This window comes from Streptomyces sp. NRRL S-37 (genome assembly GCF_000721605.1).
Taxonomy (GTDB): Bacteria; Actinomycetota; Actinomycetes; order Streptomycetales; family Streptomycetaceae; genus Streptomyces.
This window is the reverse complement of record NZ_JOIZ01000001.1, coordinates 204310-226157: the sequence shown is the minus strand read 5'-3', so window position 1 is coordinate 226157 and position 21848 is coordinate 204310. Positions and strand designations below refer to the sequence as shown.

The following is a 21848-nucleotide window of genomic DNA, read 5'->3' as shown; positions in this document are numbered from 1 at the left end:
GCTCCCGGTCAGGAGTGGCTCCAGGCCGGGTCAGGCGGGATCGGTGGGACTCTCGCCGGCGCGGTCGTCCGTCCTCACCACGCGGCTGGCGGTCCCCGCCAGGAAGAGCACGGCGGCGAGGACCGATACGACGCAGGCCGCCCCGAAGACATCGGACTGCTCGTCCTCGAACATGCCGGTCGCGGTCAGCGCGAGGAAGACGCCGGATGTCTGCCAGCCGGTTCCGTCGGGCATCGGCCCCGCGGACCGAGCGCGTACGCGGGGCAGCCACAGCCGCAGGAGCTCGGCCACGGCGGCCAGGGCGACGAGCCGGGAGACGATCATCGTGTACGGGTGAGCCGTGTTGCCTCCCATCTCGCCCACGCCCACGACGGCCGTCAGGGCGAAGTAGAGCACCGGGACCAGCCAGCCGGGGCTCGCCCGGACACCCGGAACCGGGCGGGGACCGGGCCGGCCGGTCCCCTTGGTGAGGCTGACCCCGGTCGCCGCGTCCTCTGGAGTGCGGGGAGACGGAATGCCGGGGAGGGGCCCCGGCACCTCGGCGACCGGTCGCAGCGCGCGCTTCTGCGCGCGGCGGACGCGGCGGCCGACATCGCCGTACGCCTCGATGTGGGCGGACAACCGGTCCTGGAGCTCTCTCAGCCGCTCGGCCATCGCGTCGAACTCCGCCCGGCGTACGGCGGCGAGCCGCGCCGCCTCGCTCGCGGCGCCGTCGAGCAGGCCGAGGGCCTCGGCGTGCAGCCGTACGGCTTCCGCGCGCGCCGCCTCGGCGGTCCGCGGCACCTCCGCCGCCTCCTGCCGCAGACGGACCCGCTCGGCCTCGATGATCTCGGTGATGCGGTGCCGCTCGTCCGGGGGCAGCTTGTGCGGGGCGCGGGCCTGCGCACGGGCGAGGGCGGCCCGGCGCCACTCCAGCAGCGGGCGGCCACGGTGCTCGCCGATGCCGTTGATGTGGATCTTGCCGCCCTTGGTGCGGTGGAGGTAGAGGACGTCGCCGCCCTTGCCGTTCGGCGCCTTGCCCCAGCTCACGTCGTCGAAGTCGGCCGCGGTTCTGATGCCCTGCGCCGACAGGCTGCGGACGAGGCCGGCGCCGATGCCGTTCACCTCGCTGGCGGTGAGGTACGTGCTGCCGAGGGCCCGCTCGACGGACTGACGGCGCAGGACGGACAGGGCCTGACCCTCCCGGCGTTCGCGCTCTCCGTCCAGCGCGCCGAGCAGGTGGGCCAGCGAGGCCTCCTGACGGGCCCGTTCCTCCTCGATGCGGTGCAGTTTCTCGCCGTGGGCGGTCTCGACGCGCTCTCGCTGCCTCGCCTCGTGCCGGAGGCGCCGCTGGTCGGCGATCTCGAAGGCGCGGCGCTCGGAGAGGAGGCGGCGGACGGCGCCGATCGACTCGACGAGCCGTCGGCGTTCCGCACGCACGTCCGACGGGGAAGGGGAGGCCGACGGCGGGACGGGAGCAGAGCCGTCCCGGCGAGGGGTGGTGCTGTCGGTCAACGAGGGCTTCCTCAGGCAACGGGGATGTCGAAGGGCCGGGGCCCGGTGGCGGGTCGGGGGGCGATCGCGGACGGTGCCCGCACCGACGCCGGCCCTCGGGACCGGTGAGCGGGAAGGACTGCGTCACGAGCCGGCCCCGCTCGGCCCGCCCGTGCGGGAATCGCACGTGCACACCGGAGGTGACCTGCGACGACAGAAAAAGATTGTACGCAGCAGTGAGGAACATATGCCCCACGGCTCAGCCCGCCCCCCTCGGGAAAGAGAGCACCCGTACTGTCGCGGATCGCTCCCGTGGTGGATCCTGCCTCGAGGCAAGTCCGTCCCCGAGCCCGGTCGAACCGTTCATGCAGTGACGCACCGCACCGCAGGGAGCCGCCGTGACCGCCGTCCTGACCCTCCGAGCCCGCATCCGGCTCGTCCTCGCCCTCCTCCTGGCCCTCACCTTCGTGCCCACCACCCCCGCACGCGCGGCCGACCCGGCCCGAACGGCCGCCCCGGCCCCCGCCCCGGGTGCCGCGAGACCGCACGGCGCCGAGGTCGTCGCGGTCACCCGGGTCGCGGACCGCCAGCTCGACCTGACGGTCCGCTCCACGGCCCTGGGCGGCCGGACGGTCAACGTCCGTCTCCTCACCCCCGACGGCTGGAACCCGGCCGACCGGAGCCGGCACTGGCCCACCTTCTGGCTCCTGCACGGCTGCTGCGGCGACTACACGTCATGGACCGCCAAGACGGACGTCGCGGCCCTCGACAGCCTGCGCGACGTGCTCGTCGTCATGCCGGAGGCCGGCTGGAACGGCTGGTACAGCGACTGGTGGAATCACGGCGAGGGCGGCGACCCCGCCTGGGAGACCTTCCACACCGTGGAGCTGCGGCACCTCCTGGAGCGCGACTGGGGCGCCGGCCACGACCGCGTCGTGGCCGGCCTGTCGATGGGAGGCCAGGGCGCCCTGCTGTACGCCGCCCGCCACCCCGGGATGTTCAGGGCCACCGCCGCCTACTCCGGCTCCGCGCACCCCCTCCTGAACGACGAGTCGGTCGACCGCCTCATGGGCTTCTTCGCGGGCCAGGGCGACGACCCCCTGCGCGTCTGGGGGGACCCGGTCGCCCAGCGCCGCGTCTGGGAGGCGCACGACCCCTTCCACCTGGCCAAGCGTCTCAAGCACCTCCCCGTGTACCTCTCCTGCGGAGACGGCACCACCGGCCCCCTGGACCCACCGGGCGCCACCAGCGCCCTCGAGGCCGACTTCAACCGCCAGAACCACGCCCTCGCCGCGGAGCTGAAGCGCGTGGGCGCGCGGCACCTGACCACCGACTTCTACGGCCCCGGCACGCACGCCTGGCCCTACTGGCAACGCGCGCTGCACGACTCGCTCCCGATGCTGCTCGGGGCCCTCGGCGTGACCGGCTGACGTCCGGGGCCGGCCCGCTTCACACCGACGGCCTTCACGCGCGTGCGCGGAGGTAGGCGTCCAGTTCCGCGGCCCCGGCGAGCATCGCCCGTCCGCGGGCGGACAGCCGGCCGTGCCACTCGCGCAACGTGTCCTCCAGCGGCCCCACTCCGCCCGCCTCCCGCACCCGTGCGATCAGCGGGGCGATCTGCCCCAGCAGGTGGCCGCCGCGCCGGAGCTGGTGAGCCAGCCGTGCGTCGCGTACGTCGGCGTCGTCGTAGACCCGGTACCCGGTCACCGGATCCCGTCGCGGGCGCACGAGTCCGGCCTCCTCCCACTTGCGCAAGGTCGCCGGCCGCACCCCCAGCTCCGCGGCCAGCGGGCCGATGAACGTACGGCCCGAGCGGGGCGCGGGGGTGTCGCGCGCGGACCCCCTCTCCGGGGAGAGGGCGCGGAGAGCTCCCTCCACGGCCTGCAGTGTGCGCCGGTCCTCGAGCAACTGGGCGTGACTCTCGTCGATCAGACGGAACGCCTCGTCGGCCGCGTCCTGGTTCACGGCCCGCATGACCGCCGTCGCCGTCCGGTGACTGTGCCCGGGCACCAGGGCGAGGAAGGCGCTGAGGGCCTGCGCGTGCAGCTCCGTGTAGGTGCGGTAGCCGTGGGCCGTGCGGCCGGCCGGGGGAAGGATGCCGGCCTCCTCGTAGTTCCTCACGGCCTGCGTGGACAGACCGTGACGTCGTGCCAGGTCGACGGGTCTGAGTTTCCCATGGCTTTGAAGGTTTCGCCCCACCGAGCCGACGATACCGCGCTCAAGTTTCCACCGAAAGTTCAACGATACGGTTGAAGCATGGAAACCGGGAACAAGGACTTCGCCCGTCCCGTCGACGCCGCAGCCGTGATGGGGCTGCTCCCGTCCCGCCCACGGCTGCTGGCCCTCGGAGAGCCCACCCACGGCGAGGACGCCCTGCTCGGCCTGCGCAACGAGCTCTTCCGGCAGCTCGTGGAAGAGGAGGGCTACCGCACGATCGTGCTCGAGAGCGACTGCGTGAGGGGCCTGGCCGTGGACGCGTACGTCACCACCGGCACCGGCACCCTCGACGACGTCATGGAGCGCGGATTCAGCCACGGGTGGGGCGCGTCGGCGGCCAACCGCGCGCTCGTCCGCTGGATGCGGGAGTACAACGAGAAGCACCCCGCGTCCGAGCGGCTCCGGTTCGCGGGCATGGACGGCCCGCTGGAGATCACCGGCCCCGCGAGCCCGCGGCAGTCCCTCACCGCCCTCCACGACCACCTCGCGGCACACGTCGACCCGCAGCTGCTGCCCTGCACCGCGGACACGCTCGACCGCCTGCTCGGCACCGACGAGCGGTGGACCGACGAGGCCGTCATGACGGACCCGTCCCGGTCCGTGGGCCGGTCCGCCGAGGCCGGGGAGCTGCGGCTGCTCGCCGACGACCTCGTCGCGCTGCTCGACACACAGACACCCCACCTGCTCACGGCGGCCTCACGGGACGACTGGGACCGGGCGCGCCTGTACGGCCGTACCGCCACCGGACTGCTGCGCTACCACCACTGGACGGCCGACCCCTCACCCGCCCGCATGACGCGCCTGCTGGCCACACGGGACGCGATGATGGCCGGCAACCTCCTCGCCCTCGCCGAACGCGGCCCGGTACTCGTCCACGCCCACAACAGTCACCTCCAGCGGGACAAGAGCTCGATGAGCATGTGGGACCACCCGCGGCTGGAGTGGTGGAGCGCCGGCGCGCTCGTGAGCGCGCGCCTCGGGGAGCGGTACGCCTTCCTGGCCACCGCGCTCGGCACGATCCGGCACCAGGGGGTGGACACACCACCCCCGGACACCCTCGAAGGCCTCCTGTACGCCCTCCCCGAGGACCGCTGCGTCGTCGACCCCGCCCGCCTGTCCGCCGCGCTCGGCGACACCGGTCCCGCGCTCCGGGTGTCCCCGTGGTTCGGCTACGCGCCGTTCGACCCGGCCCATCTGCCCCGCACCGACGGGATCGTGTTCCTCGCGGACGTCCGGCGGAGCTAGGCCGTCTCCGACGGCTCCTGCCGGGCCGCCGCACCTCATGGTGCGGCGGCCCCCTGTTCGTGACCGTGTCGCAGGGCTTACGGATCCGGGAGGCCGCGCGGCCGCCCGGACCTCGGCCGCGGCCGTCACGCGCCGGCGAGCAGGGACTCCAGGGCCTCCGCCGTGGCCGGATGACGGGCCGTGAGGACGGCGCCGCCCGACGGCGACGGGCCGGCCGCCGCCCACGTACCGTCGCAGCCCAGCAGTTCCGCCACCGCGTCGCACGTCGCCGGGTGCGCGGCCAGCAGCCCCACGCCCGCCGGGGCGGGGACGTCGGGCCGCGCCCAGCCGTCGTCGCAGCCCAGCAGCTCCGCCACGGCGTCGCACGTCGCCGGGTGCGCCGTGAGCAGCGCCGTGCCCCGGCGGACATCGGCCACGGGCGCGGCGGCGAACGGCTCCGGCTCCGGCATCCGCCACGGCGGCACCCACGCGTCCAGCGCCGCCAGCCGGCCCGGGAAGATCCGCCCCGCCTCACGGACCATCAGCGGGGCGAGGTCCGCCGCGCCGGAGCGCAGGGTGGTGATCAGCAGCGGCAGCCACGGCAGCAGCACCGAGTCCGGCAGCCGCCCGAACGCGTTCGACACCGCCTCCACGACCACGTCCGCCAGCCCCGGCACAGGCTCCAGGGCGTGCACGAAACCGCTGAGGTAGCGCGGGTAGGAGGGCACCACCAGCGGGTTGTCCAGCAGCTCGTCGCACCGCGCCCGCAGCTCGGCCCGTGACAGGGTGCCGAGCTGCACCTGCGCCGCCCACAGCAGTGCCGTCTTCGACGGGTCGTCGGGGTGCGACTGGGCGACCGCGAGCTCGAGCTGGTTCCGGTCGCAGCCCAGCGACAGCGCGAGGCTCTCCATGGAGAACAGGAAGCCGAGCATCGCCGCGACCTGCCCCACCGTCGCGTCCTCGTCCCGGAACGCCGTCGGCAGCAGCGTGCAGTAGTGGGCGTAACCGGTCTTGACGAACGACTCGATCCACGCCGGCAGCACCGGCTCACTGGTGCGGTAGTACGCCAGCAGCGCCCGCACCCGCCGCAGCACCTCCGGCGCCCCGTCGACGCTCCGCTCCGCTGCGAGCAGCTTCAGCGCGTGCGTGCCCAGCTCGTCGGCGAGACGGTGACCGCGCAGGTACAGAAGCGCGTCCTCGACCGCCGCGAGCACCGTCGCCGTGGTCGCCCGCGGCCCGTACGCGTCACGCCGCAGCCGCTGCTCCAGGACCTGCTCCAGGCTGACACCCTCGTAGCCCAGCTCGATCAGGGCCCGCTGGTGCGTACCGAGCGCCAGGTCCCACGACTCCTGGATCGACCGCTCACCGAGCCGCCGCTCACCCATGATCGGCCGTGCCGCGCCCTGCGGCATCAGGCGCCGCAGCATCCACAGCACGTCCGAGCAGGCCCGCAGTTCCGGCCGGGACGCCATGTCCAGCAGCGCCCGGCGCACCCCGCGCTGTTCGAGCTTCAGCTCCAGCGGCGCCAGCCGGTCGTACACGTCACGGGCGAGCGGCGGCAGCGACTCGTAGCCGACCTGCCCGATCCGGTCGCCGCCCATCATGATCTCGACGAGGCGCCGCACGTCCCGCCGCCCCGGGACGCTGTCCTTCTCGATGCAGGTGACCGCCGCGTCCTGGAAGTCGTACGGCGTCGGCTTGGCCCGGTCCCGCATGCCGGCGAGCAGGATCGACGTCTCGAAGACGGCGATGGCGTCGGCGGTGGAGGCGAGGTAGCCGTTGCGCCGGGCCGCCCGCACGATCTCCACCGACCAGCCGAGCAGCTCGGCCTCGTCGAACCCGTCGAGCACGGGCGGCCGCCGCAGGAAGCCGGACAGCTTGTCCGCGGCGGCCGTCCCGGGCGGCGCTGCCGGGACGACGGCCGTCTTCTTCGCCGCGGACTTCCTCTTCCCGGCCTGCCCCTCCAGCACATACGGCTTCACCCGGGTCCGCTTCAGGCCCTTCGCCCACTCCGTCGCCGCGATCGACACCGACCCGGCGGCGAGGCCGAACTGCGCCTCGATCGCCGCGTGGCTGGACGGGATCAGCCCGTACTGCCAGGTCGTCGCGGTGCGCGGCGAGATCGTGAACGTGTCCGAGCTGCCCCGCACGCCGAACTCCTCGACCCGGCTGGCCGCGTGGAACGCCCCGCACACGTACAGGCAGTCCTCCGGGTCCGTGCCGGTCGCCGCCAGGTGCTCGCGCATCCGCGTCCACATGTACCGCTCGCGGTCCTCGTCCACCCGGAGCCGGGACCCGTCGCCGGGGGCGAGCCGCCGGAACAGGCTGCCGATGAGGAACATCACCTGGCGGTAGGTGTCGTGGTCGCTGTCCCCGAGCGGGACCTCGACGTACTGGTGCCACCACTCCGACCAGTGCCGCACCTTGCCGTGGCGCAGCAGGTGCTCCTCCAGCTCGGCGAAGCGCGGCCGCAGGTCGCCGATCTCGACGCCGACGGCCTCACCGTGCAGCGCGGCCTCGGCCTCCTCGGGGACCTCGGTCCCCTCCCCGGCCTGTCCGCCCCTGCGGTCCCACTGGAAGACATGGTCCGAGGACCGGTCGACGAGCACCAGTTCGACGCCCGGCGTGTCCAGGGCGTACGCGATCGCCTGGTACTCGGCGGACGCCTCGGTGACCGGCGCGACGACCGACAGCGGCGCCCACTCCTGGGGGAAGCCGTCGACGTCGCCGGCGAACGCCTGCACCGCCACCGGCAGCCGGCAGTTGCGCAGTTCGGTCAGCAGCGGCGCCATGTCCTCGCACAGCTCCAGGTACACCACCTTGGGCTGCTTCTCACGCAGCCGGCGCGCCATGGCGAGCGCGGAGGCGGGGGAGTGATGACAGACGGGGAAGATCTCCAGTGGCTCGCGCACCGCCCGGTCGACGTCGTCGACCATGCCGAGCAGGATGCCCTCCAGGGCGTCCGGACCACCCGCGAACTCGGCCGCCGCTTCCTGGAGCTGCCCGCGCAGCGCCGCGAACGACGTGCTCTCCTGGGGCCCGCTCATGACAGGGTGGCGATCGCGTCGCGGCCGCCCTCGAGGAACTCCGGCCAGGAGCCGCCCTCCTCCTTGCTGCGCGGCTCGACGACACCGTGCAGGTACTTGTTGAGGATGGCCAGGTCCTCGGGCTCGCGCCGGGTGAGGGAGCCGACCAGCGAGGAGGCGAGGGCGCGGGCGGTCAGGGTGCGCTCGCCGAAGAAGTTGCTGTGCAGGACGGCGTCCTCCAGCACACCGATCTGCTCGGCCGTCGACAGCGCGGATTCCAGCTTCTCGTCGTCGCTGCCGGCCGCGGCGGCGGACGCCCGCAGGTCGGCGAAGCTCTGCAGCAGCACGTCCAGCAGGGTCGGCGGCACGTCCAGGTCGATCGAGTGCCGGCGCAGCAGCTCCTCGGTGCGGAAGCGGACGATCTCCGCCTCGCTCTTCTTGTTCGTCACCACCGGGATGCGGACGAAGTTGAAGCGGCGCTTCAGCGCGGAGGACAGGTCGTTGACACCCCGGTCGCGGCTGTTGGCCGTGGCGATGACGGAGAAGCCGGGCTTGGCGAAGACGATGTTGTCGTCACCGCCGCCGCTCTCCAGCTCCGGAACCGAGATGTACTTCTCGGAGAGGATGGAGATCAGCGCGTCCTGCACGTCGCTCGTGGAACGGGTCAGCTCCTCGAAGCGGCCGATGGCCCCCGCCTCCATCGCGGTCATGATCGGCGAGGGGATCATCGACTCCCGCGACTGGCCCTTGGCGATGACCATCGACACGTTCCACGAGTACTTGATGTGGTCCTCGGTGGTGCCGGCCGTGCCCTGCACCACCAGCGTGGAGTTGCGGCAGATCGCGGCGGACAGCAGCTCGGCCAGCCAGCTCTTGCCCGTGCCGGGGTCACCGATGAGCAGCAGACCGCGGTCGGAGGCGAGGGTGACGATCGACCGCTCCACGAAGCTGCGGTCGCCGAACCACTTCTGCGACACCTCCCGGTCCAGGCCGTCGGCGCGCTCGGAGCCGAGGATGAACAGACGGACCATCTTCGGGGACAGCCGCCACGAGAACGGCTTGGGGTTGTCGTCGATCGACTCCAGCCAGTCGAGCTCCTCGGCGTACTTGATCTCGGCGGGGGCGCGCAGCAGGTCGGACATGAGGGGAAGGCCTTTCCGTACGGTGATCACAGACAAGATGTGCGGATGAGGGTGATCAGGTGAGGAACGTCTTGAGTTCGTGCACGAGCTTCTTGATGTGGCCGGAGATCACCGGCGTGCCGAGGTCCTTGAACTTCTCCCGGAACCACGGGTTGACGCTGCCGCGCCCGGAGCTGGTCACCGAACCCACCGGGATGAACTTCGCCCCCGAGCGGTGAACGGCGGCCATGCTCTCGAACAGCTCGTCGGTGCGCCATTCGTAGAAGTCGGAGATCCACACCACGACGGTGTTGCGCGGCTCGGCGATCTTCGGCTGGGCGAGCGCCATCGCCACGGTGCCGTCGGTGCCGCCGCCGAGCTGGGTCCGCAGCAGCGTCTCGAACGGGTCGTGCGCCCAGGGCGTGAGGTCCAGCGCCTGCGTGTCGTACGCGATCAGGTGGACGTCCACCTTCGGCAGCCCGGCGAAGATGGACGCCAGGATGGTGCAGTTGACCATCGAGTCGACCATCGAACCCGACTGGTCCACGACCACGATCAGCCGCTGGGGTGTCGTCTTGCGGCTGGTGTGCCGGTAGTAGAGCCGGTCGACGTAGAGCCGCTCCTCCTCCGGATCCCAGTTGGTGAGGTTCTTCCAGATGGTGCGGTCGAGATCGAGGTTGCGGTAGACACGCTTGGGCGGGACGGACCGGTCGAGTTCACCGACCGTGGCCTTCTCCACCTGGGTGCGCAGCACTTCGGTGACCTCGTCGACGTAACGCCGGATCAGCGCCTTGGCGTTGGCGAGGGCGACACCGGAGAGGTTGTTCTTGTCGCGCAGCAACTGCTCGATCAGCGACATGCTCGGCGTCAGCCGGGAGGCCAGCGCGGGATCGGCCAGCACCTCACGCAGATGCATGCGCTTGACGAGACCGGCCTCGATGGAGCCGAGCTCAGGACCGATCTCGGGGATCAGCCGGCTGAGGTCGGGCGCGGGCGCGCCGACACCGGTGCCGGTCGGGCTGACGCCCGGCCCGGCTCCCGCGCGGCCGGCGCCACCGCGCAGCTCACCGGGCCGGCAGCCCAGCGCCCGCTCCAGCCAGCCCGCGTCGGACTGCCAGCGCGCCAGCTGCTCGGCGGTGACGGTGCCGGAGCCGGAGGCGAAGACGTTCAGCAGCACCTTCGACGCGAGCGCCGCGCGCCGCACCTCGGCGGCCCGGTCACGCGTACCGTCCTCGTCCGGCTCGGGCGTCATCAGTCCGTCGAACTCGGCGGCCAGCTCCGGGTGCCGCTGCACCACGGAGTCGACGGACGCCCCCGGGTCGAGCAGCGCGGCCGGCAGGCCGACGTCCTCGACGACGGCGAGACTCGCCGACTCCAGGGACGCCTGCTCCTCGGGGTCGAAGAGACGGGCCAGCAGGCGCCAGTACAGCACCTGCCGCCGGTTCTCGTCCGGATCGGGCGCCGGGGCGCCTCCCATGGTCCGCCCGCTCATTTCCGCAGCAGCTTTCCGGCACGCTCGCGCAGCACCTTGACGGCGTCCGTGGCGGCCTTCTCGGCGCGCACGCCGGCCTTGTCGGCCGTACCCCCGGCCCACGCCCCGGCGTGCACGGCGACGCTCTTCTTCCGCACCGTCCGCTCCACGGCGAGCGGCTGGAGCAGGAACTCCCCGGCGTCCCACCGCAGCAGCCCGACACACGCACCGGACGAGGCGACGACCTCGGGGGTGAGCGGACCGGCGGCCGGAACCCGGTCGGTGTCGACGGCCAGACGCCCGTCGGCGAACCGGAACACCACCTTGCCCTCGTCCTCCTCCACGGTGTACCCCTCCAGCAGGACGGGCACGGCGATCCGGGCCGGATGCCGGTCGAGCGGAGCGGTCGCGAAGGCCGCGGCGACGGGCAGCGCCACCCGCGCGGTGGCGAACGCCTCGGCGGGCTCGCCCGCACGCGCCCGGGCGTCGTCCCACAGCAGATCGCCCTCACCGGTGAGGGGCATCGCGTCGAGCTCCATGGCCCGCCCCTCGCTCACGGCGGCCAGCAGGGACAGGTGCGGCCGGAGCATCTGCCACAGCCCCGCCCCGACGACGGTGTCGGGCTTCGGCGCGGACACCGAGGCCCGCACCAGCCGCGGCGTGCCGCCGTCCGCCGGCTCGAACACCGCGTGCACCTGCGCCTGTACGGCGGTGGCGTGCTCCTGCACGTCGACCCCGAGCGGCAGCAGCCGGCCGGTCGCCTCGCCGGCCGCGGGGGCGGACGCCGCGCCGGGCAGGGTCAGCAGCAGGGCGCGCGACCACAGGTCGGCCCACCGGCGCACGGGAACGTGCTCCAGTGCCGCGCCGGGGCAGGAGGCGGCGAGTTCGGCGGCGAAGCCGTCGAGCAGCGTGGCCAGGCGGCGCAGTGCCGGGTCGGGCAGCATGGCGGACACGACGGGCGCGGCACCGGCGATCACCTCGTGGTCGATACCGTGCCAGCCGGCCCGCGCGAGATCGCACAGCCAACTACGGGCGGCGACAAGCAGGTTGACGGCGTGTTCCCCGCCTTCGGCCGCGGCCGTGCCGCTCTCCCCGTCCCGCGCCCGCCCGACGGCCTCCTCGGCCCGCTGGACGAGCGCGTCGTGCACGGAACCGAGCAGCGCGGTGCGCGCGGCCGCGAGCGCCACGAAGTGATCCTCGCCGGCCGCCCCGGCGGCCGTCTTCCCGGCCGCCTCGGCGACCCGCCCGGCCAGCGGCGACCCGGCGACGGCCTCGGCGAGAGCGGCCAGCCCGACGGCCTGGGCGGGCCCCGGACGGAGCAGGCCGTCCACGAGAACCTCGTCGAACCCGTCCACGGCCGCGAGGGCCTCGTCGAGTCCGTCGACCGTGTCGTTCAGCAGATCGGCACGCATCACGCCACCGCCCTCGTCGTCGGGAACCACTGCATCTCGGGCAACGGGGCCGTGGCCGGGGCGAGTTCGAGATAGGCGAGGTGCCGCAGGAACCGGCTGAACACCTGCGCCGCCGCCGAACTGCCGGCCTGGGCGGGCCGCGTGCGGCTCATGGCGCTGAAGACGGTGTGGGCGCCCGGGTCCTCGCCGGAGACCTCGGCCTTCAGATACCGCGCCACGCGCTCGACGCCGTACTGCAGCACCGCCTCGTCGACGAGGGCGCGTATGTGATTGCAGAACCCCCCGCGCGCCCCGCCGCAGGGCCGGTTGTTGTTGGTGCTGCACGCGAACGCGTACGTCGCCGCCTCGATGGACGACACGTACACCCGCCCGATGTCCGACCCGCTGGACACCACACCCTGCAACCGGCCGTCGGCCAGCTCCACGAACGGCACCTTCGCGAGCTTCCGCGGTCGCGCGGGCGGCACCACCCGCGCCGTACTCGACTTCTCCCGGACCGACAACGCACCATCTCCCATGCATGCGAAAGGGGACGTCAGCGCCAGAGCGGCGCGACGAGATCAAGTTATCGGCGACCACTGACAACGTCCCCTGCCCGGGGCGGACGCGGAGGCGGCGGACAAAACGATCATCGTTGACGTCGTCAACGGTCGCATTCCGTTGATACGCGGTCGGGGCGCTGTGTACCGTAGGCGGTATGCCAGAGACCCCGGCCACGCCGACGAACCCGTCGGTCACCGGCTCCGAGATCGCCCGTATCGCGGGTGTCACCCGCGCCGCCGTGTCGAACTGGCGACGGCGGTACGACGACTTCCCGGCGCCGGTCGGCGGCGGCGCCAACAGCCCCCTCTTCGACCTGGCCGAGGTCCAGGCCTGGCTGGACAAGCAGAGCAAGGGACAGGACGTCACCGACGAGGTCCAGCTCTGGCAGGTGCTGCGGGGTGCCTACGGCGACGACATCCTCGGCGGGCTCGCGGACGTCGCGCACGCCCTCGCCGCCCCCGGGGAGGAGACACCGGCCGCGTTGCCCGAGCAGGCCGTCCGGCTCGCCCGCCGGATGGCCGGCGGCGGCTCCGCCGCGGACGTGGTGAACGGCCTCGCCGAGCGCTTCACGGAGTCCGTACGGCGGGCGGGCTCGGACCAGGTGACCTCGCCCCGAGTGGTCCGGGCCGTCCGGCACTTCGCGGGCGACGTGGCCGACGGCGCCGTACTCTTCGATCCCGCCTGCGGAATCGGCACCCTCCTGCTCGCCGTCGGCGCCGGACAGGGCGCCAGGCGCTGCGGCCAGGAAACGGACGCCCGCAGCGCACGTCTCGCGCAGTCGCGGGCCGACCTCGCGGGACTTTCCCGTACCGAGATCAAGCAGGGCGACTCCCTGCGCGCGGACCGGTGGTCCGGCCTCAAGGCCGACCTCGTCGTCTGCGATCCGCCGGTCAGCGACACCGACTGGGGCCGGGAGGACCTCCTCCTCGACCCCCGCTGGGAGCTCGGCACCCCCTCCCGCGCGGAGGGCGAACTCGCCTGGCTCCAGCACGCCTACGCGCACACCGCCCCCGGCGGCCGTCTCGTCATGGTCATGCCCGCCTCGGTGGCCTACCGCAAGGCCGGCCGCCGCATCCGGGCCGAACTGGTCCGCCGGGGCATCCTCACCCAGGTCACCGCGCTGCCCCCGGGCACGGCCGCCGCGCACTCCCTCCCCGTGCACCTGTGGCACCTGCGGCGCCCGGTGTCGCCGGACGACGCGGCCACCGCCGTACGCATGGTCGACCTCACCTCCAACGGCCCGGACGACCCCCTGGAGCCGCGGCCCCAGCAGATCACCGAGGTCCCCCAGATCGACCTGCTCGACGACCTGGTCGACCTCACCCCGAGCCGTCACGTCGAGGAGTCGCACCGCGACTACGTGACCGAGTACGACACCTTGCGCCAGGAACTGACCGAGCAGGTGCGGCGCCTGGCCGAACTGCTCCCCGCCTTGATCGCCGGTGAAGGCGCCGGAGCCCTGGACGGCCCGAGCGTCAGCGTCGCCGACCTGATCAGGGCCGGGCTGGTCGAGTACGCGGACCCGGAACCGGTCTCGGTCAGCGACCAGCTCGACACGGACTTCCTCCAGGGCTTCCTGCACAGCGCCGCCAACAGCCGCCGCTCCACCACCGCCAGCGGCACCTTCCGCCTCGACAGCAAGGGCGCCCGCATCCCGCAGATGGACATCACCGCACAGCGCGGCTACGGGGCCGCGTTCCACGCGCTGAGGGAGTTCGAGGAGCGGTCGCGGAGGGTGGCGGAACTCAGCCGGCAGATCGCGGCACTGGCCCGGGACGGCCTCAGCAACGGGGCGCTGAAGCCCGACGCCTGACGTCCGACGTCGGACGCCCGGCGTCGGATGCCTGACGCCCGACACCTTCGTGTCGAAAACATGTACGCGCACGCCCCGGCCGTCTGGCACCATGAGTCGCCGCACCAATGTGTTGTCGCGCGGGTCGAGCGTCCTACCGAAGGGGATTCCATGGCGGACTGGATCTACATCCTCGATCCGCGCAAGGACACGCTGGACGGGGAACCGTCCGACAAGGAGACGATGCGCCGACTCGCCGAGGAGGAACCGGAGCTGGAGCTCTGGCTCAGCCGCCGCAACCGCATGGAGCCGGGCGACCGCCTCTGGTTCTTCTTCGCCCAGCCCGAGTCGGCGGTCGCCGCGGTGGCCGAGGCCGACGACAGACCCCGCCCGGACGACGAGGACCCCGACGTCCCCTTCCTGGTCCCCGTGACCTTGCTGACCGAAGCGACGAAGGCGCTGTACCGCGACCCGGTGAGCCGCGAGGAACTGGGCCTGGGACAGGTGCGATCGGTCCAGAAGGTGAAGCCGGAGGCCCTGCCGGTACTGCTGGCGCGGGCGGGCCTGTAGGCGGCGCGGCGGCGCCCGCCGGAAGAGCCGGGCGACGGTACGGCCACCCCTGACGCGGAGGAGAACCGCCTCCTCGGCGCCGGCGCTCCCGGCCGTCGCCGTCACCGGATCTCCGGCCCGGGCCCCCGGACCGGAGATCGCACGGACCCTACGAGGCGTTCCGCCGGCCGAAGGCCTTGACGGCCGCCCGCCGTTCCGGGGCGAACGCGTCGACCGTCCCCGCTCCCAGGCCCGGTGCCTCCCTCCAGGACCGGAGCTTGCGGGCCACGCCCCGTACCTTCGGGTGGGCCGGACCGAGAGCGATCTCGAAGTGCGACTCCTGGGGCGAGGCGAAGTCACCGCCCCAGGCGACGGCACCGTCCAGCTCGGCCAGGATGTCCCGCACCACCACCAGCTCCTGCGGGTACAGACCACCGCGTACCCCCAGCGGGTAGGCGTGCGGCCGGATCGCCATCGCCGTCCCGGACAGGTAGTTCGACTCGTGGGGCCGGCGCACCTCGCGGGACGTGGCGTGGCCCGTCACGTCCTTCTCGCGCAGCTGGTCGATCTCGTAGTGGAAACGCCGGGCGACGTGCAACAGGAGCGTCGCGGCGTCACCGTCGGCCAGACGTACGGTCAGGCCGCTGCCCTCGACGGTGTGGGACACGGCCTCGTCGAGGATCTTCCAGCCGTTGGCCGAGCGGCTGCCGCGCCAGGCGGCCGCCGCCCCGTCGGTCCGGGCCGGGGCGGCGGCCGCCGGGGCCGTGTCCAGGAGGCCGAGGGCGGCGGCCCCGGCCAGGCTCCCGGTGGCGCCGAGCACACGGCGTCTGCTCAAAGCGGTCATGAAGTGCCCTTCTTGTCGGTACGGAGTCGGATGACGGCCAGGCCCACGGCACAGGCCAGGCAGAGCAGCGCCAGGACCGGGAGCACGACCAGAACCGGGTTCACCCAGGCCGGGACCAGGTCGTATCCCGCATGACACTTGTCGTGCAGCGGGAACCACCGCGTGTACTCCTCGAAGTTCGCCCTGCGGTACGCCCGGTCGTAGGTCTGGCCCGCCCTGTGGCACGCCTCCTCCGGGTCCAGCGACGCCCCGGCGAGGGAGCCGATGAGATAGCTGACACCGGCTCCCAGCAGCAGGAGCACCGCGCTCCAGGTGAACCACGCGGGACTGCGCCGCCACGTGCCGGAGAGCAGCGGGCGGCTCCAGAACCACAGGCCGACCAGGAGGGGCAGGAGAATCGGGACGAGAATGAGGGCCATGGGCTGAACTCTGCCGGTTCTTCCCGGCCTACCGGGACGCGGCCCGCTGCGCGGCCTGCTTGCGGTAGACGGCCAGGTTCTCCTTGTACTTGGCGGCCAGGCTGTTCTCCAGGCCGATGAGGGCGAGCTGACGGTCGGAGAAGCCCTGACAGAACTGGGCCAGCTTCTCCGTGTTGCCGGGAAGGAGGACGAAGTCAGCCGGCAGGGCGGCGCCCGCCCCTGTGATGAGCGCGAGCCGGGCCGCGTCGACGGTGATGTCGGACGGGCCGGCGAGGATGTCCCAGCAACTCGCGCGCGCGTTGGTGGCGTTCTGCCAGCGCCGGTCGAAGTGGCTGCGGAAGCGGGTCAGGGCGCCCCCGTTGTTGTAGTGCGCCTTCATCCAGTCGACGACGTTCCCGCCCCCGGCGACGTCCTTGGCCAGCAGGTACCCGTCGACGTCCTCCAGCATGTCCGTGTAGCCGAAGCTGGAGACGGTGCCGGGGATGGCCAGCTTGGCCTGGCAGAACGTGAGCGGTGAGGCGTACTCGTCCACCGAGTTCCGCCAGTCCGCCCAGAACGTCATGATGTCCCCGCCCCAGCCGGCGACGTCACCACCGGTGGACTCGCCCTTGTCGGACGGGTCGGAATTCTCCAGGAAGCCGTTGGCCGTGGCCATCAGGTGGGTGGCGTCGAGCTGGTAGCCCGTGACGGTGTCGGTGAAGGAGTCCTCGACCTCCATCCCGCGGCTGTCGCAGTACTCGACGAAGTCCTCGTCGTAACTGTTCGCCAGCCACCACCACTTCACCCCCCGGTACTTCTCGTGACGGATGTACTCCATCACCAGCCGGCTGGCGTTGGTGCCGACGCCGTTCGACGCCTTGTACGCGACGGCGTGGTCGTAGAGACGCTGCACGTAGGCGATGTACGTGTCGGCGGGACCGCCCGTGCTGTTCACCGAACGGACGCCGGGCTCGCCGTCGCGCCGCCAGACGTCCCGGTCCAGGTCGAAGCCGTCCGAGCCGTTGGTGACCTGGAACTCCTTGATCTGGTTGATCGCCCAGTTGGAAGGCAGGGGGTAGCCGAGGTTCCCGGAGAAGCCCCAGGACATGCCGGAGACGAAGGAGAAGCGCGCGCCGGTCTTGGCGGTGACGTTGATGCAGACGTTGCGGGAACCGTAGACGCCGTGGAAGTACTTCTTGCCCCGGCTGGCGAGGCCGGCCACCACACCGTTGAAGTAGGCGACCACACCTTCCGGCTGGCCGTCGATCTCCCACTGCTGCGCGTCGTAGTCGACCGCGAAGTAGATCGTCGTGCCGCGGTTGAAGCCGTACCCGCTTGCCAGGTCGTGCGCGTTCAGGGCGTGCTGGAAACCTTGGGTGTAGGTGAAGTCCGAGAGCCGGCGCGCATTGTCCTGGTAGATCGGGAAGACGCGCAGGCCGGCGTCGAAGATGGTCTGCAGCTCGCCGGGTTTGATCTCCTTGTCGAGGGTGGACCCCGGCGGGTCGTAGAGGTAGCGGCCGACCAGGCGGTAGCCGTTGTCGTACAGCCAGCGGGCGCGGGAGGCGGTGATCTCGAATCTCGTGTCCGAACCGGTCGCCGCACGGTCCGCGTTGCCCATGGACACCAGCAACTGGGACCAGGTGTCGTACTCGCCCACGCCGTAGTTGGCGTCCCCCGGCTCGTAGAGCTGGGAGAACTTCTGGAAGACCTGGACGAACTCCTTGGTCTTGTCGTCGAAGGTGCTCTTGAACGTCGTCCGGACCTCCGAGTCGTCCAGACCGCGCAGGATCACCGGCTCGTTGAAGACACAGGCCGCGGTGAACAGCTGCACGAAGATGCCCGAGTCGCCCTCCCGCACGGGATGACTGCGCAGGCCGGCCTGGGTGCCGGGACCGAAATTGCCGTTGGGGCTGAGCCCCAGTTCGTACTGGATGGCGATCACCAGGGACTTCTGCACGTCCCGGGAGTAGATGCCGTCGCACGGGCCGATCGAGTAGGCGTCCCGCTGCCAGTAGCGGTTGTTGAGCCACTGCTGGATGGCCCGGATCTTCTCCGTTCCGCCGGCCACGACGACGTACGCGTCCATGTTGAGGATGCACTTGAAGATCTTCGCAGTGGTGACACCGCCGGACGTCCCCGTTCCGCCGTCGGGCAGGCCCATGTCGACCAGGAGGGCCTTCACCGCCTCCGTGGTCACGGCCCCGTACTCGCCGTATCCGTTGGCTCCCCAGTAGCCCTTGCAGAACAGGCCGTGCTGGAGGATGCGGACGATGTTGGCGTTCTTGTTCCAGCCGAAGCCGATGTCGCCGAGCGCCTGGAGCCTGGAGAGGGTGGTCGGGCCGAAACTCGCCACCACGGGACTGATGCCCAGCTCGTGCTGGAGCCCCATGGTCAGCGCGTACATCGTGGACCAGCCGGTGCGCCCGTCCTCGGGGCACCTGACGTATCCGGCGACAGATCCGTAGGTGGCGTTCACCCATTGTTGCGCCTCAAGAACCTTGGCGTCGGCCAAGTCCGCCACTCCTTCTGTGGTGAGCCGCGGTGACGGCGGCTGGTTCGAAATTGAAGTCGGGCATGAAAGAGCGCGCCCAACCCGTCGGCGGTCGCCCGGACGGGACACGCTCGGGAATGCGGAATCCGGCGCCTGCGCGCCGGAAAGGGACGGCGCGGTACGTGAGGGGAACGGACGGAATTTCCTCACCGCGTGATTCCCGGGGCGCCGGCGAGGACCGCCGGTTCATTCCGTGGAACGACGGTGTGCGATTGTCCTGTCGGCGCCGCGCACCCTGCGCTTCCCTCGTCCGTGTCCGCAGGACATCACGGGCCCCGCCGTCGGAGTGTTCACTCCGGCGGTGGGACGTCGTGCCTCCCGCACCGGGTCCCCGCCGTCACGCCGCAGTCCGGGCCGGCGGCCACCACCGGGGCGGTGACCGCCGCCGGAGCACGTCGTGCCGGCGTGCGGGCCACGATCAGTTGCAGCTTCCGACCGTCTGGACACGGTCGACGAGAACACTGCCGTTGGACGCCTCCATGTAGGAGTAGACCGTCCCGCAGTAGCCCCGCTTCTGGTAGACAGGGCCGGCGTAGGAGCCGAAGGCGCCGAAGTCCTCGGCGGGGGCGTCAGCGGTGTAATTGGACTTCAGACGCACGCCCATGTACTTCGTGTAGCCGCTGTCGTTGAAGAACACGGCGCAGATCGGCTTGTCGTAGTACCCGCTGCCGGACGTGCCGTTGGTCCACGTGTACGTGGTGCCGTAGCCGTCGTAGCGCCACGCTCCGGTGGAGATGGTGTAGCCGGATCCACACACGTTCGCGGCGGCGGCGGCAGCCGGCGCGTCGGCCTCGATGATCCGTCTCGTGTCGGCCGACGCCTTCTTGTCGACCTGTACGCCCTTGATGTCGACGGTCGCGAGCGTCGTGTTCGTCTGCTTCGTCCGTGCGGGGGCGTGCTCGGCCGCGGAGGAGACGGGCGCGGCCGTCATGAGGCCCAGGGCGGCGGTAGCCGCGATGCCGACGCGTATCGCTGTCTTCACTTGTGCTCCTTGTCAGAGATTCCCGCCGGGATGTTCGGCCCGCGTCACTGAAAATCTTGGCGCAAGGGTTTTCGATGGAAGGCTCATGGCCTTGGGATGTGGTGTCATCCGAGAACACTGCGGCCGTCATGACCATAGATCAATTGCAATGCCGGGGGAAGAGGCGTGAGTTGAGAGGCCGGGCGACCGGTCGGCGTCGTTGCCGAGCTTTTTTGCGGGGATTCCTATTTTCTCTCTTTGTGAGTCCATCGCGCACTTTGCCGACTTTCCCGTGTATTCCATCGGCTGCTTCCGGCCAATCGCTCGTGCGGCCGTAGGCCGGCCACGCCTCGTCCGGATCCCCGGTTCGCGGGCGGAGAACCAGGCGCTCGGGCGGGCGGGGAGCCGTCACCGTCGCGGTGCGCGCCGGTGGTCTGCCGACGAGTTCCGGCCATGCCGGGCGAAGAGGCTGCACACGGAGGGGGTGACTGCGGGGTGAGCGGAGAGCGAGGCCCTCCGCTGTGACCCTGATCACCTCGACCGGAGGGGTCGTCGACAAGGAGGGGCGCGACGGGACTCGGGCTCCTCGAGATCACCGTGTCCACACGACTTCGCAGACCGGAGGCACGGGGCCGGAGGGACGGGGCACGGGCGTACGGGTGCCGGTGCGACTGGGGGCCGGCTGGGCCATGACCCGGCTTCCACGGGAGTACGCCCTCCCGCGTCTGCCGGGCGACGCGCACACCTTCGTGGCCACGGCCCTCGGCGACCCGCGCCCCCGCTCCCCGGGAGTCCCCGTGCTTCGGCTGCGTCCCACTCGACCCGGCCCGTCCGACCCGGACCGACGGGGTCGTGCACGTCAGGAACGTCCCGCGGGCTTAGGGTCTTTGTGACGTGGGAGCCAGGAGGAGTGACAGACGTGTTGTCGGGTCCGGTTCTGTTCGTGGTCTGTGCCGTCGGCGCGATCGTCGCCGCGGTAGGGGGCGTCGCACCGGCGCTCCCCGGCCGGCCCCAGCTCCGGTCGACGCGTCTGCCGCGCCGTGCGGCGGCGGCAGCGGCCGTCCGCTCCCGGGGATCCTTCCCCGTTCCGGCGCCGGAGCAGGCGTTCGGCGACGGCGCGGACTCGATCCCGGCCCCGGCCTGCCGCGACGGCTTCGACGAGGAGACGAAGCGGGGCCTCTCCCACCACCGGTCCTCGTACCTGCCGCTCCGCTTCGACTGCGTCCGCCACGACGGCTCCGTCTGCTCCAGTGATCCCGGCTACGTGGGGATGAACCGGGCGAGTGTGTCCCTCACCCTGGCCGCCGCCCTGCTCGTCATCGGCGCCGGCTGCGCGACCGGGTTCCGCGCCCGGAAGACCGCGGTCGCGTCATGACGCTGCTCCCGGTCTTCATCGGGCTCGTGGTCGGATGGGTCGCGCTGCGCGGGCTGCTGGCGCATCCGCTGCTGCCGCTGTGGGTGCGGACCGCGGTGTTCTGGGCGGCGCCGTCCGGCGCCCTCACCTGGGTCGTGATCATGACGGCGGACGACGCCTTCCTCTTCCCGGAGACCGCCCCCTGCCCCAGGGAGCCGATGCGGAAGGGCATCCTCGGGGACGGGGAGGTCTCGGGAATCTCGACCCCGTTCCCACCGCGCGCCTACTGCCGGTGGGACGACGGCACCGTCTACGACCTCGCGCCCGGCGCCGAGTTCGTGTTCTGGGTCTTCTTCGCCCTGACGGCCGTACCGCTCGCGGCGGGACTGTGGCACGCCCTGCGGGACCCGCGGTCGCTCCTGCGCCGGACACGTCGACCCGTGGCGGTGACGGTCAGCCCCGCCGCGCGCCCTTGACCGCCCGGTCCTGCCACAGGCAGTTACACGGCGGCCGGATCCTCCCAGTACCGCCACGGCAGGGCGTCCACGTACCCGTCGACCAGCCGGAACTGCAGCAACGCCGCCTCGTGACGGCCCTGCCGGGTCAGGAAGTACGCCGGCAGATGCCGTACCGACGCAGCGCCCGGATGGTCCGACGGGGCCGCGGCCACGTCCGCCGGCGCCGCGTCGACCATGGCGACCAGGTGGGGCGCCCGGAAATCGCTCCCCTCGCATCACTGTCACGGCGCTCGTACCACACGAGTACACCCATCAGGACGGAGTCCTTCACAAGGAGACACATACGACCGGGACAGGTGGGGGAGAGACGGAGTACGACCCGCGGACGTCACTTCCCGCACACATAGGGACGGCCCCTCCAGCTGTCACCGTGCCGCGGATCCGCCGGCCGTCC

At 71.9% G+C, this 21848-nt stretch carries 18 protein-coding genes; 6 read left to right on the top strand and 12 right to left on the bottom strand.

All coding sequences use genetic code 11. The annotated features are described in order from the left end of the window. Positions 1 to 30: 30 nt before the first annotated feature. Positions 31 to 1494, bottom strand: coding sequence for a hypothetical protein (locus IH50_RS0100960; protein ID WP_158801130.1), 1464 nt, complete (start codon positions 1492 to 1494; stop codon positions 31 to 33). A 377-nt stretch (positions 1495 to 1871) separates the two neighbouring features. Between IH50_RS0100960 and IH50_RS0100955 the strand changes: the two genes are divergently transcribed. Beyond that, complete coding sequence (locus IH50_RS0100955) at positions 1872 to 2903, top strand: alpha/beta hydrolase (protein ID WP_030856194.1); 1032 nt, start codon at positions 1872 to 1874, stop codon at positions 2901 to 2903. A 34-nt stretch (positions 2904 to 2937) separates the two neighbouring features. Here the strand turns inward: IH50_RS0100955 and IH50_RS0100950 are convergent, their stop codons facing one another. Continuing rightward, on the bottom strand, positions 2938 to 3672 hold the full coding sequence (locus IH50_RS0100950) for a TioE family transcriptional regulator (protein WP_030856192.1): 735 nt from the start codon (positions 3670 to 3672) through the stop codon (positions 2938 to 2940). A 57-nt stretch (positions 3673 to 3729) separates the two neighbouring features. Between IH50_RS0100950 and IH50_RS0100945 the strand changes: the two genes are divergently transcribed. Beyond that, positions 3730 to 4935 carry an erythromycin esterase family protein gene (locus IH50_RS0100945; RefSeq protein WP_030856190.1) on the top strand — a complete coding sequence of 402 codons (1206 nt, stop codon included), beginning with the start codon at positions 3730 to 3732 and terminating at the stop codon, positions 4933 to 4935. Between the two features lie 125 nt (positions 4936 to 5060). Here IH50_RS0100945 and IH50_RS0100940 read toward each other — a convergent pair whose 3' ends face one another. The 5 genes from IH50_RS0100940 to IH50_RS0100920 are packed head-to-tail and all read right to left on the bottom strand — an operon-like array spanning position 5061 to position 12462. After that, complete coding sequence (locus IH50_RS0100940; protein WP_030856189.1) at positions 5061 to 7961, bottom strand: DUF5682 family protein; 2901 nt, start codon at positions 7959 to 7961, stop codon at positions 5061 to 5063. After that, positions 7958 to 9082 (bottom strand): ATP-binding protein, encoded by a 1125-nt coding sequence (locus IH50_RS0100935; RefSeq protein ID WP_030856187.1) that lies wholly within the window; start codon positions 9080 to 9082, stop codon positions 7958 to 7960. Before IH50_RS0100935 ends, IH50_RS0100940 begins: the two co-directional genes overlap by 4 nt. Positions 9083 to 9137: 55 nt before the next feature. Continuing rightward, the gene (locus IH50_RS0100930; RefSeq protein ID WP_030856186.1) at positions 9138 to 10553 is read right to left on the bottom strand and encodes a vWA domain-containing protein; all 1416 of its coding nucleotides are present in this window, start codon (positions 10551 to 10553) and stop codon (positions 9138 to 9140) included. Further along, the gene (locus IH50_RS0100925) at positions 10550 to 11944 is read right to left on the bottom strand and encodes a hypothetical protein (RefSeq protein ID WP_030856183.1); all 1395 of its coding nucleotides are present in this window, start codon (positions 11942 to 11944) and stop codon (positions 10550 to 10552) included. Before IH50_RS0100925 ends, IH50_RS0100930 begins: the two co-directional genes overlap by 4 nt. Next, complete coding sequence (locus IH50_RS0100920; protein WP_051767120.1) at positions 11944 to 12462, bottom strand: hypothetical protein; 519 nt, start codon at positions 12460 to 12462, stop codon at positions 11944 to 11946. The genes IH50_RS0100925 and IH50_RS0100920 overlap by 1 nt, the downstream gene beginning before the upstream one ends. A gap of 179 nt (positions 12463 to 12641) precedes the next feature. Between IH50_RS0100920 and IH50_RS0100915 the strand changes: the two genes are divergently transcribed. Together IH50_RS0100915 and IH50_RS0100910 are read left to right on the top strand one after the other, a co-directional pair. Beyond that, the gene (locus tag IH50_RS0100915; protein ID WP_030856179.1) at positions 12642 to 14300 is read left to right on the top strand and encodes an N-6 DNA methylase; all 1659 of its coding nucleotides are present in this window, start codon (positions 12642 to 12644) and stop codon (positions 14298 to 14300) included. A gap of 150 nt (positions 14301 to 14450) precedes the next feature. Continuing rightward, entirely contained in the window at positions 14451 to 14849 is a 399-nt protein-coding gene (locus IH50_RS0100910; protein WP_030856177.1) for a hypothetical protein, read from the top strand. Between the two features lie 148 nt (positions 14850 to 14997). Here IH50_RS0100910 and IH50_RS0100905 read toward each other — a convergent pair whose 3' ends face one another. From IH50_RS0100905 to IH50_RS37305, 4 genes are all read right to left on the bottom strand, one after another. Beyond that, the gene (locus IH50_RS0100905; protein WP_030856174.1) at positions 14998 to 15672 is read right to left on the bottom strand and encodes a hypothetical protein; all 675 of its coding nucleotides are present in this window, start codon (positions 15670 to 15672) and stop codon (positions 14998 to 15000) included. Beyond that, positions 15669 to 16091: a hypothetical protein gene (locus tag IH50_RS0100900; protein WP_030856172.1), complete on the bottom strand. Its 423-nt coding sequence runs from the start codon at positions 16089 to 16091 to the stop codon at positions 15669 to 15671. Before IH50_RS0100900 ends, IH50_RS0100905 begins: the two co-directional genes overlap by 4 nt. 28 nt (positions 16092 to 16119) lie before the next feature. Further along, positions 16120 to 18582: a glycoside hydrolase domain-containing protein gene (locus tag IH50_RS0100895; protein ID WP_030856171.1), complete on the bottom strand. Its 2463-nt coding sequence runs from the start codon at positions 18580 to 18582 to the stop codon at positions 16120 to 16122. Between the two features lie 457 nt (positions 18583 to 19039). Beyond that, on the bottom strand, positions 19040 to 19603 hold the full coding sequence (locus IH50_RS37305; RefSeq protein ID WP_030856169.1) for a hypothetical protein: 564 nt from the start codon (positions 19601 to 19603) through the stop codon (positions 19040 to 19042). A gap of 898 nt (positions 19604 to 20501) precedes the next feature. On the opposite strand from IH50_RS37305, the gene IH50_RS0100885 reads away from it, so the two are divergent. Both IH50_RS0100885 and IH50_RS0100880 read left to right on the top strand, forming a co-directional pair. Next, positions 20502 to 20957: a hypothetical protein gene (locus tag IH50_RS0100885; RefSeq protein ID WP_030856167.1), complete on the top strand. Its 456-nt coding sequence runs from the start codon at positions 20502 to 20504 to the stop codon at positions 20955 to 20957. After that, positions 20954 to 21412: a hypothetical protein gene (locus tag IH50_RS0100880; RefSeq protein WP_030856166.1), complete on the top strand. Its 459-nt coding sequence runs from the start codon at positions 20954 to 20956 to the stop codon at positions 21410 to 21412. The genes IH50_RS0100885 and IH50_RS0100880 overlap by 4 nt, the downstream gene beginning before the upstream one ends. Before the next feature lie 23 nt (positions 21413 to 21435). Here IH50_RS0100880 and IH50_RS0100875 read toward each other — a convergent pair whose 3' ends face one another. After that, positions 21436 to 21630 (bottom strand): hypothetical protein, encoded by a 195-nt coding sequence (locus tag IH50_RS0100875; protein WP_030856164.1) that lies wholly within the window; start codon positions 21628 to 21630, stop codon positions 21436 to 21438. Between the last annotated feature and the right edge of the window lie 218 nt (positions 21631 to 21848).

What these genes read in the sequence shown, in the direction of transcription:
- IH50_RS0100945 (WP_030856190.1), top strand. Translation starts at nt 3,730, where the DNA reads ATGGAAACCGGGAACAAGGACTTCGCCCGTCCCGTCGACGCCGCAGCC.
- IH50_RS0100940 (WP_030856189.1), bottom strand. Translation starts at nt 7,961, where the DNA reads ATGAGCGGGCCCCAGGAGAGCACGTCGTTCGCGGCGCTGCGCGGGCAG.
- IH50_RS0100935 (WP_030856187.1), bottom strand. Translation starts at nt 9,082, where the DNA reads ATGTCCGACCTGCTGCGCGCCCCCGCCGAGATCAAGTACGCCGAGGAG.
- IH50_RS0100930 (WP_030856186.1), bottom strand. Translation starts at nt 10,553, where the DNA reads ATGAGCGGGCGGACCATGGGAGGCGCCCCGGCGCCCGATCCGGACGAG.
- IH50_RS0100925 (WP_030856183.1), bottom strand. Translation starts at nt 11,944, where the DNA reads ATGCGTGCCGATCTGCTGAACGACACGGTCGACGGACTCGACGAGGCC.
- IH50_RS0100920 (WP_051767120.1), bottom strand. Translation starts at nt 12,462, where the DNA reads ATGGGAGATGGTGCGTTGTCGGTCCGGGAGAAGTCGAGTACGGCGCGG.
- IH50_RS0100915 (WP_030856179.1), top strand. Translation starts at nt 12,642, where the DNA reads ATGCCAGAGACCCCGGCCACGCCGACGAACCCGTCGGTCACCGGCTCC.
- IH50_RS0100910 (WP_030856177.1), top strand. Translation starts at nt 14,451, where the DNA reads ATGGCGGACTGGATCTACATCCTCGATCCGCGCAAGGACACGCTGGAC.
- IH50_RS0100905 (WP_030856174.1), bottom strand. Translation starts at nt 15,672, where the DNA reads ATGACCGCTTTGAGCAGACGCCGTGTGCTCGGCGCCACCGGGAGCCTG.
- IH50_RS0100900 (WP_030856172.1), bottom strand. Translation starts at nt 16,091, where the DNA reads ATGGCCCTCATTCTCGTCCCGATTCTCCTGCCCCTCCTGGTCGGCCTG.
- IH50_RS0100880 (WP_030856166.1), top strand. Translation starts at nt 20,954, where the DNA reads ATGACGCTGCTCCCGGTCTTCATCGGGCTCGTGGTCGGATGGGTCGCG.
- IH50_RS0100875 (WP_030856164.1), bottom strand. Translation starts at nt 21,630, where the DNA reads ATGGTCGACGCGGCGCCGGCGGACGTGGCCGCGGCCCCGTCGGACCAT.